Origin of the sequence: Streptomyces sp. NPDC091682 (assembly GCF_044756625.1) — a bacterium.
Taxonomy (GTDB): Bacteria; Actinomycetota; Actinomycetes; order Streptomycetales; family Streptomycetaceae; genus Streptomyces.
In genome coordinates this window covers 274,705-287,083 of record NZ_JBIVTH010000001.1, presented here as the reverse complement: position 1 = coordinate 287,083, position 12,379 = coordinate 274,705, and the positions used below count along the sequence as shown (strand labels likewise).

Here is a 12,379-nt window from a genome sequence, read left to right as displayed (position 1 = left end):
GAGCACCCCGATCTGGGGGAGGTCGTCACCCCCGGCCCGCAGGTGGCGGTCGCCGTTGCGCACAACGCCCGGCTCAGCCCCCTGCACCTGACGGACCAGGCGAACTCCTGGGCCCTCCAAGCACTGAAACGACCCCAGCCGAGCCACGCCCCCCGGCAGCCCCCCGAAGGGAACCCCGCCCCCGCCGCACTGGAATCCGCCCACCGGGCACTGCGCGTCCTGGAAGTCATCAACCGCTACTCGGGCGGCGTGAACCTGACCCAGATCGCCCGTGAAACGGCACTGCCGCAACTGGTCCTCGCCCGGGCCACGGAGCAGTTGATCCGCGCGAACCTCATCACCCCGACCGGACCGGACGCGTACGTCGCCGGCAGCGCCCTCCTCCTGGCCGAATCGGCGAACGGAGACGGACGCGGGCACCTGCACGAGACCCTCGCCTGGGTGCGGGACGCCGTCGGCGCCGCCGTCTACGTCGCCCGCTACACCGACGGAGAGGTCTCCATCACCCAGTACGCCGACGGACCGGCCGCACCCGTGGTCGAGGAGTGGGTCGACTTCCGCGTCGCCGCCCACGCCTCAGCCGTGGGCAAGGCGCTGCTGACCCAACTCGACCACGGCGACCGGCAGGACCACTTGGCCCGCCACCGGCTCACCCGGTTCACGCCCCACACCCTCACCAGCCAACGGGACCTCTTCCACCAGCTCGACGACCGCCCACCGAACACACCCCTCCTCGACCTACAGGAGTACGCGATCGGCACGGTGTGCGCGGCGGTGCCGATCACCGCGGGCCCGAAGGCGGAATGCGTGGCCCTGTCCATCCCGGTCCCCGACCCCGGCCGGTTGAAGCAGGCCGCCCGGCTCCTGCAGAGCGAGGCGGCCGCGGTCTTACTCGCCCTGATCGTCGCCGGCAGCACCCCGCCCACGGCACGCCGGCCGGAGGGCACCATCCTGTCGCCGACCGCCTGAGGCCGGTCACAGCGGCGGACGGGCCCGACGCACCCCGGGTGCGGCGGGCCCGTCCGCCGTCCTCGGGCGCGCCGCCGTGTGAGATGCGGGCCCGCACCCGGCGTGGGATAACGGCACCATGAACGAGCTCCCGACGGCCACGGCCGCGGAAATCAAGATCAGCTTCGCCGGGGCCGAGGCGAAGGCGGCCTTCGACGCCCTGGAGCTCGACCGGGACGAGGGGAGCCGCCGCCTGATCCATTTCTGGGACAGCCCGCAGTGGGCGGCGGACGGCACGGTGACCTTGCCCCTGCTGGTTCGGGGCATCATCCTGCGTCGGCGCCGGGACGACGAAGGGCCCGAGTCCGAGCGCGAAACCGACCTGACCGTCAAACTGCGTCCCTGCCCCCCGCTGCCGGAGCGCTGGCGGGAGGACCGGGAGGACGAGGGCTGGAAGTTCAAGATCGAGGACGACCGGACGGGCCCGGAGTTCACGCCGACGGTGTCGGCTTCACTGGAGGCCGAGGGCGGCCCGCCCGAGCTGCTGCTCATCGAACAACAGCGGGAACTCCTGGGCGCGGCTGGGCTGGCCGGGGCCGATCTCGCCGACCTGACGGCGTTGGGACCCGTACGCGCCGTGAAGTGGAAGGACGACTGGGACGAGCTGCCCGGCAAGGTGGCGATCGAGGAATGGCGCACCGACAACGGCCTGCGCTTCCTGGAAGTATCGGTGCGGTCGGACATCGCCGATGCCATCGAGGTCCAGGCGCAGCTCGAACGGGCCCTGCGGGACCGAGACATCACCCCGCCGCCGTTCGGCGAGCGCAAGACCGAGGCCGTCATGACCGCCCTCGCCCGCGACGCGCACCTCTGATCACCGGGCCGCCGCGGGTCACCCCGAGGCGATGAGGCCGGGCAGTTCCCGCATGTCGTGGAAGACGACGGTGCCGGCGCCCTCGAGCCGTTCGGCCGGGGTCAGCCCCCCTGCGTAGCCGAAGGCCCGCATGCCGGCGGCGCGGGCCGCCTCGACACCGGGGCGGCTGTCCTCGACCACCGCGCACGCCGCCGGGTCGACGCCCATCCGCCCTGCCGCGTACAGGAACAGGTCGGGGGCGGGCTTGCCGCGGCGGACCTCGGTGGCGCTGTAGATGCGGCCCTCGAAGTGCTCGTAGAGGCCGGTGCGACCGAGGGTGTGGCGCATCTTCTCGTGCGAGCCGCTGGAGGCGACGCAGGTCGGCAGGGTGATCGTACCGAGTGCCTGCGGCAGTCCCTCGACGGCGGACAACCCGGCGTCCACCGCCTCGCGGTGGCGCTGTTCGAACAGCTCCCGCCAAAGGCCGGCCGTCTCGTCGCCGAGCCGGCCGGCGATGTCCTCGTAGATGGAGGCGTTGGAGCGCCCCATGAAGCGGTCCATGACCTCCTCCTCGGTCAGCGGCCAGCCCAGCTCCGCTCCCAACGAGACCTGGAGGGGCAGCGCGATGCGTTCGGTGTCGACGAGCACCCCGTCGCAGTCGAATATCACGAGTTCAATCGGCTTGATCATTCCCGCAGCATAGGGGCCGACCCGGGGCGCGACGCAGGTCGGCCCCGGCCCCGGCGCGTGCCGTCAGGGGGTGACGATGGCGAAGTCCGGGTCGGGGGAGTCGAGGTAGGAGAAGAGTTCGGCGACGACCGAGGGGTCACCGTCGAGGGCCACCCCCTCGCGCCCCAGGAGGTCGTCCGGCGGCACGGCGCCGAGCAGGAGCCCGCGCAGGAGCGGTTCGCCGAGGACGAGGACGGCGTGCGGGCGGCCGGCCGCGGGGTTGTCCCCGCGGACACCGGTCAGTACGCCGTTGCCCAGGCGCAGCGTCAGCGGCTCAGAGCCGGGCAGGACGAACCGTACGGCGACGTCCGCGTGCCAGGCCCGGGGTCCGTCGACCCGTACGGCGAGGGAATCCACCAGTTGGTCCAGGCTCAGGGCGGCGAGCACGTCCGGGGACGCGGCGGTGGCCGGTGTCCCGATCGGTTCGCCGCGCAGTTCCTGGGCGCCGGTGAGGTAGAAGTTGCGCCAAGTGCCGTTCTCGGCGCCGTAGCCGAGCTGCTCCAGGGCATCGGCCTGGAGCTCCCTGGCCGCTGCGTTCGACGGATCGGCGAAGACGACGTGGTCGACGACCTGGGCCACCCAGCGGAAGTCGCCCTCCTCGAAGGAGGCCCGGGCGCGGCGCAGGACCTCCGCCGCGCCGCCCATGAACTCGACGTAGCGGCGGGCGGATTCCTCGGGCGGGTGCTGCCACAGGAGCGCCGGGTTCCCTTCGAACCAGCCCATGTACCGCTGGTAGACGGCCTTGACGTTGTGGCTGACCGACCCGTAGTAGCCGTGGGTGTGCCAGGCGGCCTCCAGCGCCGGCGGCATGCGCAGCGTTTCGGCGATCTCGGTGCCCGTGTACCCCTGGTTGAGCAGGCGGACCGTCTGGTCGTGGAGGTACGCGTACAGGTCCCGCTGTTGCGCCAGGTACGACATGGCCCGTTCGCGGCCCCACGTGGGCCAGTGATGGGAAGCGAAGACGACGTCGCACCGGTCGCCGAACAGCGCGATGGACTCGGTGAGGTAGGCGGCCCAGGCGTGCGGGTCGCGCACGAGGGCGCCGCGCAGGGTCAGCAGGTTGTGGAGGGTGTGGGTGGCGTTCTCGGCCATGCACAGCGCCCCGTGGTCGGGCAGCAGCAGGTTGAACTCGGCCGGGGCCTCGGTGCCCGGGGTCAGCTGGAAGACCATGCGCACGCCGTCGACGGTCTCCTCCTGACCGGTACGGGTGATGTCGACGGTCGGCGGGATCAGCGTCACCCGGCCGGTGGAGGTGGTCTGGCCGAGGCCCGCACCGACCTGGCCGCGCGGGCCCTTGGGTAGACCGGCCCCGTACATGTATCCCGCGCGGCGGGCCATTGCGGTGCCGGCGTAGACGTTCTCGCTGGCCGCGTGTTCGATGCAGCCCTCGGGTGCCAGGACCGGGACCCGGCCCGCGTCGACCTCGGCCTGGGTGGTGACGCCCTTGACGCCGCCGAAGTGGTCGGCGTGGCTGTGGGTGTAGAGGACGCCCGTGACCGGACGGTCGCCGCGATGGGCCCGGTACAGGGCGAGGGCCGCGGCCGCCGTCTCCTCGCAGATCAGCGGGTCGATCACGACGACGCCGCGTTCGCCCTCGATGAGGGTCATGTTCGACAGGTCCAGGCCGCGCACCTGGTACACGCCCTCCACTACCTGGAAGAGGCCCTGGAGGGCGACGAGGCGGCTCTGGCGCCACAGGCTGGGATGAACGGTGTCCGGACAGTCCCCGTTGAGGAAGGCGTAGGCGTCACCGTCCCAGACGACGCTCCCGTCCTCGGCCCTGATCACGCAGGGCTCCAGGGCGGCGACGAAGCCGCGGGTGGCGTCGTCGAAGTCGGCGCGGTCGGCGAAGGCGGCGTTGCCGCGCGGTGCGCGGTGAGCGGCGCCGATCGATTCGCAAGCGCCGTGTCCGGGGCCGTTCTCCATCGGGTGAGCCTCCTCGGGCGGTTCCTGGCCGGCCCCGACCGGACCGGGCGAGGGGCCCACGGCGGGCGCCGCCGCTCCACCCCAGCCTCGCCCCGCCGCACCCCGCACGCCCGGCGCGTTCCGCCGTCCGGGTGGTGGGGGAGGGGCCGGGCGGGTCCGGGCCACCATGGCGTTCGCCCCCCGCCCTGGACGGGCGTACCGAAACGTGTCCCGATCGCTTGACCACAGGGCTCTACTTCTCGGTAACTTGATGTCGTCCAGGAGCGGGTCGTCAAAAGGAGCGGGGCGCGTGGCAGACCACGACCTGAGCGGGTTCGAGAAGAGCACGTTCACCCATGACGGCGCCACCCGCCGGATCCTGCGCCGGGGCACGGGCCCCGCAGTGATCGTCATGGCGGAGATCCCGGGCATCACCCCCAAGGTCATCGAGTTCGCCGAGCACGTCGCGGCGTCCGGCTGCACGGCCGTACTCCCGGTGCTCTTCGGGGAACCCGGCCGTGACGCGGATCCCGGTGCGGTCGGCCGGTCGAGTGCCGGCCGCTACATGGCCTCCTCGCTGTGGCGGGTGTGCGTGAGCCGGGAGTTCACGCTGCTGGCCACGGGACGCAGTTCACGCGTCGTAGGGTGGCTGCGCGCCCTGGCGGCCGCCGAACACGAGCGCTGCGGCGGTCCCGGGGTCGGCGCCGTCGGGATGTGCCTGACCGGCGGATTCGCCCTGGCGATGGCCACGGACGAGCGCCTCGTCGCCCCGGTGCTCTCCCAACCGTCGCTCCCGCTGGCCTGCACCGCGAGCCGCGCGGGCGCCATCGACATCAGCCCCGAGGACCTCGCGGTCGTCCGCGGACGCTGCGAGCGCGAGGGGCTCCAGGTGCTCGGGCTGCGCTTCCGGGGCGACCGGCTCGTCCCCGGCGACCGGTTCGCCCACCTCAGGCGGGAACTCGGCGACGCCTTCGTCGCCGTCGAACTGGACGCGAGCGCGGCGAACCCGCAGAGCGCCCTCGCACCCCACTCCGTCCTGACCGAACACCTCATCGACGAACCGGGACAACCCACCCGGCAGGCGCTCGACACCGTCCTCGACCTGTTCCGCACCCGACTGCTCGGGGAACGGCCCGCTCCCGCCGCGTGACCGCTTCGTATTCGTACGACGGGGACCCGGCCCTTCACACCTCTTCCGTACGGGTTCCGAGAACGAATCCGGGTGCGGCGGGGGTTCGGCGGATCGGTGATTGCTCTCGCTCGCGCAAAGGACCGTTCATGAGAGGGGGAGAGGCCGGGAGGCGGACGAGATCGCGACGTATGCCAGTCCGTCGTACTCCTCCGCCAAGGAGGAAGGGCTCAGATTGAAGCGGTAGGTCCCGCGCGGCACCATGGCGCCGAAGCTTCGCATGCCGTGTTGGCCTCTGAGCCACGTCTGTACGGCCCTCGGTGCGTCGACTGCGCTCCGCAGGTCCACGAGGTGGTTGCCGGGGTTGGCAGCAGCCAGCCGGGCCTCAATGGTGCCGGGGCGGGCAGGGCCGATCCGGTTGGTGACGACAGCGCTGGCTCGGGGACGCGACCACGGACCGGGCCACATCCGCCGGGCGCGAAAAGTGCCCCTGCCGAACAACAGGCCGAGTGCGTAGTAGGCGTCGCCGTACCGTGAGCGAAGGTGTTGGCCTAGCGTCGGCACCGCGCCGCCGTGACGGCTCTTGGTGATGTGCCCGTTGTGTGCCCAGAGGGCGACCTTGGCAGAGGGATCTTCGAGGATCGTCCCCACGGCGTCCGCCATGTAGCGGTCGCGCGCGGCAAAGACGGTCTGCTCCGGATCCGTGTGTTGCCTGGCGCGCGTCACCAGGTCGGCGGCCCGCACCAGGACCTGGACGTGTCGAAGCGCGTCGGCTGCCTCCGGGCCGTGTCCGCGGAGGTACGCCAGAACCTCCTCGGCATCGAGCACCAGGCGCCGCTGAGGATCGGGTCGTGACCCTGGAGGGGCCGTGGCAAGCACGCGGAGCGGCGAGAGAAGTTCGGTTGCGCGGTCCGGCGCCGTCCTGCGGAGGAAGGAGTCGATCACCGCCAGAGAGCCGCGGCACTGCTGTGGATCGATGCCGATGAAACGAACCTTCTGGTCCTCTCGTCGCCCTCGGTTGTATTCACGCATCCACTCGATCACGGCGAGCACCTCGTGAGTCCGCCATGTCCAGAACCCAAGTCCGTCAAGCACCTGCTCGGCATCACCGATGCCGTGGCGGACGTAGGCGTCGACAGCCGGGCCGGCCGACGAACTGGCCTCCATGGCCAGGGCTGAAAATCCCAGCTCTGTGACCAGAAACTCCAGCAGGCGATGTTTGAGCTGGAAGAACTCGCGCGTCCCGTGGGTGGCCTCCCCCAGGCCCACGATCCGCACGCCGTCGAGGGCGCCCTTCAGCGGTTGGAGATCAGCAGTTGACACGCCTGCAGTGAGGAAGTTCAACGGCAGAGCGGTCCGGGCTAACCAGCATGTCACCTCGTCGCACACGGCTTTCCCCTCTGTTGCCCTCACGTTCGCTGAAGCCAACCACGTCGACGTCCGCTCAGGAAGCTCGGCTACACTGTGCGGCTATGAATACCGGGACGGCCTTGCGCCACACACGGATTGGTGACCCGGGGCTCTTCTGAGCGCCGTACGGGCCGGTTCGGGCCCGCTGTTCCATCGAGGCTCTTGCGCTGCCGCGCGGGCTCCGCCTCCGTCGTGGTTGATCACAGGTTCTGCACATCAACCACGACAGGAGATTCATGCCCATCAAGAAGCTGCGGATTCCCACCACGGACGGGCAGGCCGACGCCTTTGCCGCCTTCCCCGACGACGGTGAGCGCCACCCAGGGCTGCTGATGTACACGGACGGCTTCGGCATCCGGCCCGTGCTGCGGGAGATGGCCCGCGAACTGGCCGGGCACGGCTACTACGTGCTGGTCCCCAACCTCTTCTACCGGCACGGCCCGGCACCGCTGGTCGAGCTTCCCGAGCACATCGGAGAAGAGGTCCGGCCCACGGTCCTCGCCCAGCTGATGCCCCTGATCGAAGCGCACACCGCCGAACGCGTCCTGAGCGACGCCGACGCCTACCTCAGGTTCCTCACCACCCAGCCCGAGGTCGGCGTCGGACCGGTCGCGGTGACCGGCTATTGCATAGGCGGCCTCTACGCGATGCGCACCGCCGCGGCCCACCCCGATCACGTGGCGGCCGTCGCCGCGTTCCACGGCCCCGTGGGCGTCGACGGGGCCAACCTCATTTCCAAGCTCACCGCCCAGGTCCACCTCGGCCACGCCGAAGGCGACGTGACCCCCGAGGCCCTCGGCGAGCTCAACCAGGCCCTGGATGCGGCAGGTGTCAGCTACACCTCCGAGATCTACCCCGGGACCGTCCACGGCTTCACCATGTCCGACACCGACGCTTTCAGCGCCTCCGGGCTGAAGCGTCACTGGGAGCGTCTGCTCCCCCTCCTGGGCCGCACCTTGGCCAACAGCTGAGGCTCCAGCCCGGAAACCAGGCCTGAAACGGCCGCGACCGGCAGACGGCTTGGCGCCCCGCAACGGTGTCTCCACGGCCGTGGAGACATCGGCGCGGCCCGCCTCTGTCGCGAACGAGACTTCCTTAAGAGCCGGGTCGCTCGAGAACCCCGAGTCTCCGCGGTCGCAAACGACCCGGCATCCCCGCCTGTCAGCGGCCGATCGTGCGGCAGCAGCAGTGCGACAGGACACCAGCGGCGATCCCGAGCCGACCTTCCGATGCACGTCTGCCATCTCTTCGTGCTGCCAGAAGCATGACTGGCGAGGCGTCAGACCCCCGGGCGCGTTGCGTGGACCGGTGGGGCATCGAATGGCAACCTGGTCGATATAAAGGTAAATGTCCAGTTTAGTTAACCGTTCAGGCGTGCGCCCTGTCGCGCCTTCCGCTTCTCTGGATAGTCAAGTGATTTGTATATGCCGGTCACCGACGTATGGTGGGTTCTGATGATCCTCCCCGGCGGCAGCCGCTCCTGCCCACCGTCGGGGATTCACGTTGCGATGGAGACGGAGTGCTCATGGCCACCAGGAAGAACCTCGCCGCGAACCGGGAATCCCTCGTCCACAAGGTCCGCTACGCCGCGAGCCGTCCACACCGCATCGCCCCGTACTTGAAGCGGGCCGCCCGTGACCGGTGGCTGGCCTTCAAGCACCCCGACCACGTCAGCTACTACCGGGCCGTGATGGCCTCGGACACCCGGCGCAACCCCGAGGCCGCGGTCGGCAGTCAGACCCACGAACGCTGGCTCGCGCTCGGGCAGATGCAGTTCGACTACCTCCTCGGGCACGGCTTGAAGCCCGGAGCGCGCATGCTGGACATCGGCTGCGGCAACCTCCGCGCCGGCTGGCGGTTCATCGACTACCTCGACGCCGGCCACTACTACGGCATCGACATCTCGCCCGACATCCTCATCGCCGCGAAGCGGACCCTGACCGAGCGGGGGCTCCAGGCCAAGGTCCCGCACCTGACCCTCACCAAGAACCTGACGCTGGACTTCCTGCCCGACGGCTACTTCGACGTCGTCCACGCCCACAGCGTCTTCTCGCACTCACCGCTCGACGTCATCGACGAGTGCTTCGCCCACGTGGGCCGGGTCCTGGCACCCGGGGGGCACTTCGACTTCACCTTCGACCGCACGACCGGCACCGAACACCAGGTGCTGCGCGAGGACTTCTACTACCGCACCGAGACCCTCATCGACCTCGCCGCCGGGCACGGGCTGTCCGCGCGCTTCATGGAGGACTGGGAAGAACTCGGCCACGGCCAGTCCAAGATCCGCGTCAGCGTCGCCGGATCGGGCGTCGACGCCGAAGTCTGACCCCGTCGGCTCAGGCCCGGCCGGCCCTGTCCGGGCGCCTACGGCGCCACAGGCGCACGGCCAGGCCCGTGGCCGCGAGCAGGACCAGGCACGGCACCGCGGTGTCCTCGCCCACCACGCCCGCGAAGTAGCCGAGGACGGGGAACGGGGCGGCGGCCAGGGCGAACTGACCGGCCGTACGGATCCCCGACAGGGCGGGGCGACCCGCCAGGGCGAGGGCGGCGGTCACGGTCACGGCGAAGCGCCACATCGGCATCATGCCGATCCCGCCCGCGTCCAGCAGGGCGAGCAGCACCACGCACAGCGGGGCCCAGAGCAGCAGCGCCACCAGCCCCGTCGTGGTCCTGATCCGGCGGGGCGGGTGCAGGTCCGGCGGGCAGAGCAGCGGGAGCGCGGCGATCACCAGGGGCGGGGCCAGGAAGGCCAGATGCGCCAACGGCGTGTCCAGAACGCCCGGCAGGACGGCGATGGCGAAGCACACCGTGCTTCCCGCGACTCCGGCGAACACGGTCCGCGCGCCGGAGGCGAAGCGCCCGCCCAACGCCAGCACGGCGCCGATGAGGGTCAGTACGGAGAAGCCGCTCATCACGTATCCGAGCGGGGCCTCGAAGTCCGGGAGACCGGTGACGTACGCGAGGTTGAGCGTCGAGGCGAGCAGGAACGCGGCGTGCGCGCCCGTCGCGGCCAGCGCGAAGGGCGCCGCCGCCGCGAACAGGCGCCCGCCGCGCTGCGCCGAACCCACCCCCAGGCGGAGCCGCAGCGCGTGCGCCACGATGTCCCCGGCTTCCCGCAGCCGGGTGAGCGGCCCCGCGTCCTCGGTCGCCTGCCGGTAGGCCTCGGCTATCTCGTCACCGAAGGCGCGGCGGAAACCCGCGGGATACAGGCGCAGCAGACGGAGGTTCACGCCGTGGCCGTCTCGCCGGAGACGCCCAGGCGGCGCGCCGCCTCGCGCGCGGTGGCGGCGATCCGCTGCGCCTCGGCGGCCAGGCTCTGCCGGCCCTCTGCGGTGAGGGTGTAGGTGCGGCGCAGCCGGCTGTCGACGATCTGCTCCTCGTGGACCTCGATCAGCCCCTGACCCAGCAGCCGCTCCAGGGCCCCGTACAGGGTGCCGGTCCGCATCTTGACGCGGCCGCCCGAAATCAGCTCCACCTCGCGCGCGATCGCGTACCCGTGGCGGGGCTCGTCCGCCAGCGCGGTCAGGAGGAGGAGGGTCGGTTCCTGCATCGCACGATCACTCATGTCCGCATGGTAGGTCATCCACCGGCATATGACGCCTGATGGGGCGCGCCCCGCCGTGGCTCGGCGGAGAGCGCCCGCAGGGCGGGGGCCGTGGTGACGGTCAGCCGCGGAAGGCCTCCGGGCGGGTGGGCGAGGCCTCGGCGAGGGCCTTGGTGACCGCGTCGACGCCTTCGCGCAGTCCGTACACGGGCGTGTCGGGCTGCTGGCGCCAGGAGTCGTCGAGGCCGCCCGCGTCGACGCTGTCGAAGCCGAGTTCCTCGATCAAGGCGCGTACGGTCCTCTTCGCCGCGGCGTCGTCGCCCGCGACGGGCAGCGCCATCCGGTCCGCGGCTCCCGCCGGGCGGTGCCGGTCGAGGATGTCCTGGGCGTAGGTGCCGTTGAAGGCCTTGATGACGGGGTGTCCGAGCTGCCGTTCGGTCCAGCGGCTCTCGGTGAGACCCTCGTCCTCGACGCCGGGGATCCGGCCGTCGCGCTGCCGCGGGTAGTAGTTGCCGGTGTCGATGACCGCGAAGCCCTCGGCGGCCTCGTCGAAGAGGCCCGCCGGCAGGTCCGGCACCTTCTTGAAGGGGATCGTGACCACGACGATCTCGGCACCGCGCGCCGCCTGCGCCACGGTGACGGGGGTGGCACCGGTCTCCTCGGCCAGTACGGTCAGGGTTTCGGGGCCGCGTGAGTTCGCCACGGAGACCTCGTGGCCGAGGGCCGTGAGCCGACGGGTGAGGTTGCCGCCGATGTTGCCCGCGCCGATGATGCCGATCTTCATGAGCTCTCCAGTGCGTCCGGGATCAGTGTCGCGTCCACACCAACCCCCGCCCCGACTGCGGCATTCCGCCCCGCGGCGAGCATCGCCCAGTCGAGGGACGCGATCGCGCCGCCGTACGAGGTCGATCGGCACGCGGGAGGGCCGCTGATCGGCCCGAGGCCGCCCGAGGCCGCCCGAGGTCGCCCGAGGCGCGACCTTTCGGCCGTTCCCCGGATTCCGCGAACGGACCGGCGGTAGGGGAGCCGGCGCGGGCCGCCGCCCCGACCCCGTCCGCCTACGTGGTGTACGACGGGGACGGGGCCACCGTGGACCGCCCGAGCGCGGGCCGCAGCCGGTTCCTGCGGCTCAGGAGATCGCGTACCACTGGCTGGCCCAGCCGGTGTTGATGGTGCTCGTGGACTGCTCGGCGAGGTTCACGGTGGGCGGGAGCGAGGTCTGACCGGTCAGCAGGGTGCTGTACCGGAGGTTCGGCGGCGTCAGACCCGCGTTGACCGAGATGCCGGCGCCCGTGGACTTCAGGGTGAGGCCGTTGGTCGCCCACGTGCCGTTGAGCAGCAGCGCGATGAAATAGGTACCGGGGGCGGCGGTGAACGGCTTGTCGAGGGCGAACGGCTTGGCGATCGCATCGGTCATCAGCTGGGGGGAGATGTCCGGGGTGGCCGCGACGAGGGCGCCCTTGGCGTCGTACACGCCGAGGTAGCAGTTGGCGAGCTGGGCGTTCGGGTCGATGCCGGCCAGCCCCAACCAGACGTTCGACCAGGTGATCTGCTCGCGCAGGACGATCCGTACCAGGGTGACCCGACCCCCGACCCCGGCCGGCGACTGGGCGGTGACGTGCCCCGCGTCATTGGGGTCCCCGGTCCACGCCAGCAGGTTCTGGTCCTGCGGCCGCGGTCCCTCGAAGCCGGACCCGCCGCCGCTCTGCGCGGGCACGGTGGCCACGGAGCTCGACGCCGCGGGCCGGCCGTCGCCCGGCGCCGTACAGCCGGCGAGGACGAGCAGCGCTGCGAGCGCGGTCACGAGACCGGTCGTGGCGGTGGTGGTGCGGGTGCGCATGGTCCCCCCATGAGGTGCGGA

At 71.4% G+C, this 12,379-nt stretch carries 12 protein-coding genes; 5 read left to right on the top strand and 7 right to left on the bottom strand.

Going from position 1 to position 12,379, the window contains the following annotated elements; translation table 11 throughout:
• Window positions 1–189 precede the first annotated feature (189 nt).
• Both ACIQK6_RS01390 and ACIQK6_RS01385 read left to right on the top strand, forming a co-directional pair.
• Window positions 190–969 carry an IclR family transcriptional regulator C-terminal domain-containing protein gene (locus ACIQK6_RS01390; RefSeq protein ID WP_329108230.1) on the top strand — a complete coding sequence of 260 codons (780 nt, stop codon included), beginning with the start codon at window positions 190–192 and terminating at the stop codon, window positions 967–969.
• Window positions 970–1,087: 118 nt separating this feature from the next.
• Window positions 1,088–1,822: a hypothetical protein gene (locus tag ACIQK6_RS01385; protein ID WP_329106139.1), complete on the top strand. Its 735-nt coding sequence runs from the start codon at window positions 1,088–1,090 to the stop codon at window positions 1,820–1,822.
• A gap of 18 nt (window positions 1,823–1,840) precedes the next feature.
• Here the strand turns inward: ACIQK6_RS01385 and ACIQK6_RS01380 are convergent, their stop codons facing one another.
• Both ACIQK6_RS01380 and ACIQK6_RS01375 read right to left on the bottom strand, forming a co-directional pair.
• Window positions 1,841–2,491 carry an HAD family hydrolase gene (locus tag ACIQK6_RS01380; RefSeq protein ID WP_329106142.1) on the bottom strand — a complete coding sequence of 217 codons (651 nt, stop codon included), beginning with the start codon at window positions 2,489–2,491 and terminating at the stop codon, window positions 1,841–1,843.
• Between the two features lie 63 nt (window positions 2,492–2,554).
• The gene (locus ACIQK6_RS01375) at window positions 2,555–4,456 is read right to left on the bottom strand and encodes an alkyl/aryl-sulfatase (RefSeq protein WP_402694077.1); all 1,902 of its coding nucleotides are present in this window, start codon (window positions 4,454–4,456) and stop codon (window positions 2,555–2,557) included.
• Between the two features lie 289 nt (window positions 4,457–4,745).
• Here ACIQK6_RS01375 and ACIQK6_RS01370 point away from each other — a divergent pair, with 289 nt between their 5' ends.
• Complete coding sequence (locus ACIQK6_RS01370) at window positions 4,746–5,585, top strand: dienelactone hydrolase family protein (RefSeq protein WP_329106146.1); 840 nt, start codon at window positions 4,746–4,748, stop codon at window positions 5,583–5,585.
• Window positions 5,586–5,711: 126 nt separating this feature from the next.
• On the opposite strand, the gene ACIQK6_RS01365 is transcribed toward ACIQK6_RS01370, so the two are convergent.
• On the bottom strand, window positions 5,712–6,953 hold the full coding sequence (locus ACIQK6_RS01365; protein WP_402694076.1) for an erythromycin esterase family protein: 1,242 nt from the start codon (window positions 6,951–6,953) through the stop codon (window positions 5,712–5,714).
• A 257-nt stretch (window positions 6,954–7,210) separates the two neighbouring features.
• On the opposite strand from ACIQK6_RS01365, the gene ACIQK6_RS01360 reads away from it, so the two are divergent.
• Window positions 7,211–7,945, top strand: a complete 735-nt coding sequence (locus ACIQK6_RS01360) for a dienelactone hydrolase family protein (RefSeq protein WP_329106150.1) — start codon at window positions 7,211–7,213, stop codon at window positions 7,943–7,945.
• A 554-nt stretch (window positions 7,946–8,499) separates the two neighbouring features.
• On the top strand, window positions 8,500–9,300 hold the full coding sequence (locus ACIQK6_RS01355) for a class I SAM-dependent methyltransferase (protein ID WP_329106152.1): 801 nt from the start codon (window positions 8,500–8,502) through the stop codon (window positions 9,298–9,300).
• A gap of 10 nt (window positions 9,301–9,310) precedes the next feature.
• Here ACIQK6_RS01355 and ACIQK6_RS01350 read toward each other — a convergent pair whose 3' ends face one another.
• The 4 genes from ACIQK6_RS01350 to ACIQK6_RS01335 form a co-directional block, all read right to left on the bottom strand.
• The gene (locus ACIQK6_RS01350; protein ID WP_329106155.1) at window positions 9,311–10,204 is read right to left on the bottom strand and encodes a hypothetical protein; all 894 of its coding nucleotides are present in this window, start codon (window positions 10,202–10,204) and stop codon (window positions 9,311–9,313) included.
• Window positions 10,201–10,539 (bottom strand): PadR family transcriptional regulator, encoded by a 339-nt coding sequence (locus ACIQK6_RS01345; RefSeq protein ID WP_189746563.1) that lies wholly within the window; start codon window positions 10,537–10,539, stop codon window positions 10,201–10,203. Before ACIQK6_RS01345 ends, ACIQK6_RS01350 begins: the two co-directional genes overlap by 4 nt.
• A 100-nt stretch (window positions 10,540–10,639) precedes the next feature.
• Window positions 10,640–11,434: an NADPH-dependent F420 reductase gene (locus ACIQK6_RS01340; RefSeq protein ID WP_402694075.1), complete on the bottom strand. Its 795-nt coding sequence runs from the start codon at window positions 11,432–11,434 to the stop codon at window positions 10,640–10,642.
• A 213-nt stretch (window positions 11,435–11,647) separates the two neighbouring features.
• Window positions 11,648–12,358 carry a hypothetical protein gene (locus tag ACIQK6_RS01335; protein ID WP_402694074.1) on the bottom strand — a complete coding sequence of 237 codons (711 nt, stop codon included), beginning with the start codon at window positions 12,356–12,358 and terminating at the stop codon, window positions 11,648–11,650.
• Between the last annotated feature and the right edge of the window lie 21 nt (window positions 12,359–12,379).

What these genes read in the sequence shown, in the direction of transcription:
- ACIQK6_RS01385 (WP_329106139.1), top strand. Translation starts at nt 1,088, where the DNA reads ATGAACGAGCTCCCGACGGCCACGGCCGCGGAAATCAAGATCAGCTTC.
- ACIQK6_RS01380 (WP_329106142.1), bottom strand. Translation starts at nt 2,491, where the DNA reads ATGATCAAGCCGATTGAACTCGTGATATTCGACTGCGACGGGGTGCTC.
- ACIQK6_RS01375 (WP_402694077.1), bottom strand. Translation starts at nt 4,456, where the DNA reads ATGGAGAACGGCCCCGGACACGGCGCTTGCGAATCGATCGGCGCCGCT.
- ACIQK6_RS01360 (WP_329106150.1), top strand. Translation starts at nt 7,211, where the DNA reads ATGCCCATCAAGAAGCTGCGGATTCCCACCACGGACGGGCAGGCCGAC.
- ACIQK6_RS01355 (WP_329106152.1), top strand. Translation starts at nt 8,500, where the DNA reads ATGGCCACCAGGAAGAACCTCGCCGCGAACCGGGAATCCCTCGTCCAC.
- ACIQK6_RS01345 (WP_189746563.1), bottom strand. Translation starts at nt 10,539, where the DNA reads ATGAGTGATCGTGCGATGCAGGAACCGACCCTCCTCCTCCTGACCGCG.
- ACIQK6_RS01335 (WP_402694074.1), bottom strand. Translation starts at nt 12,358, where the DNA reads ATGCGCACCCGCACCACCACCGCCACGACCGGTCTCGTGACCGCGCTC.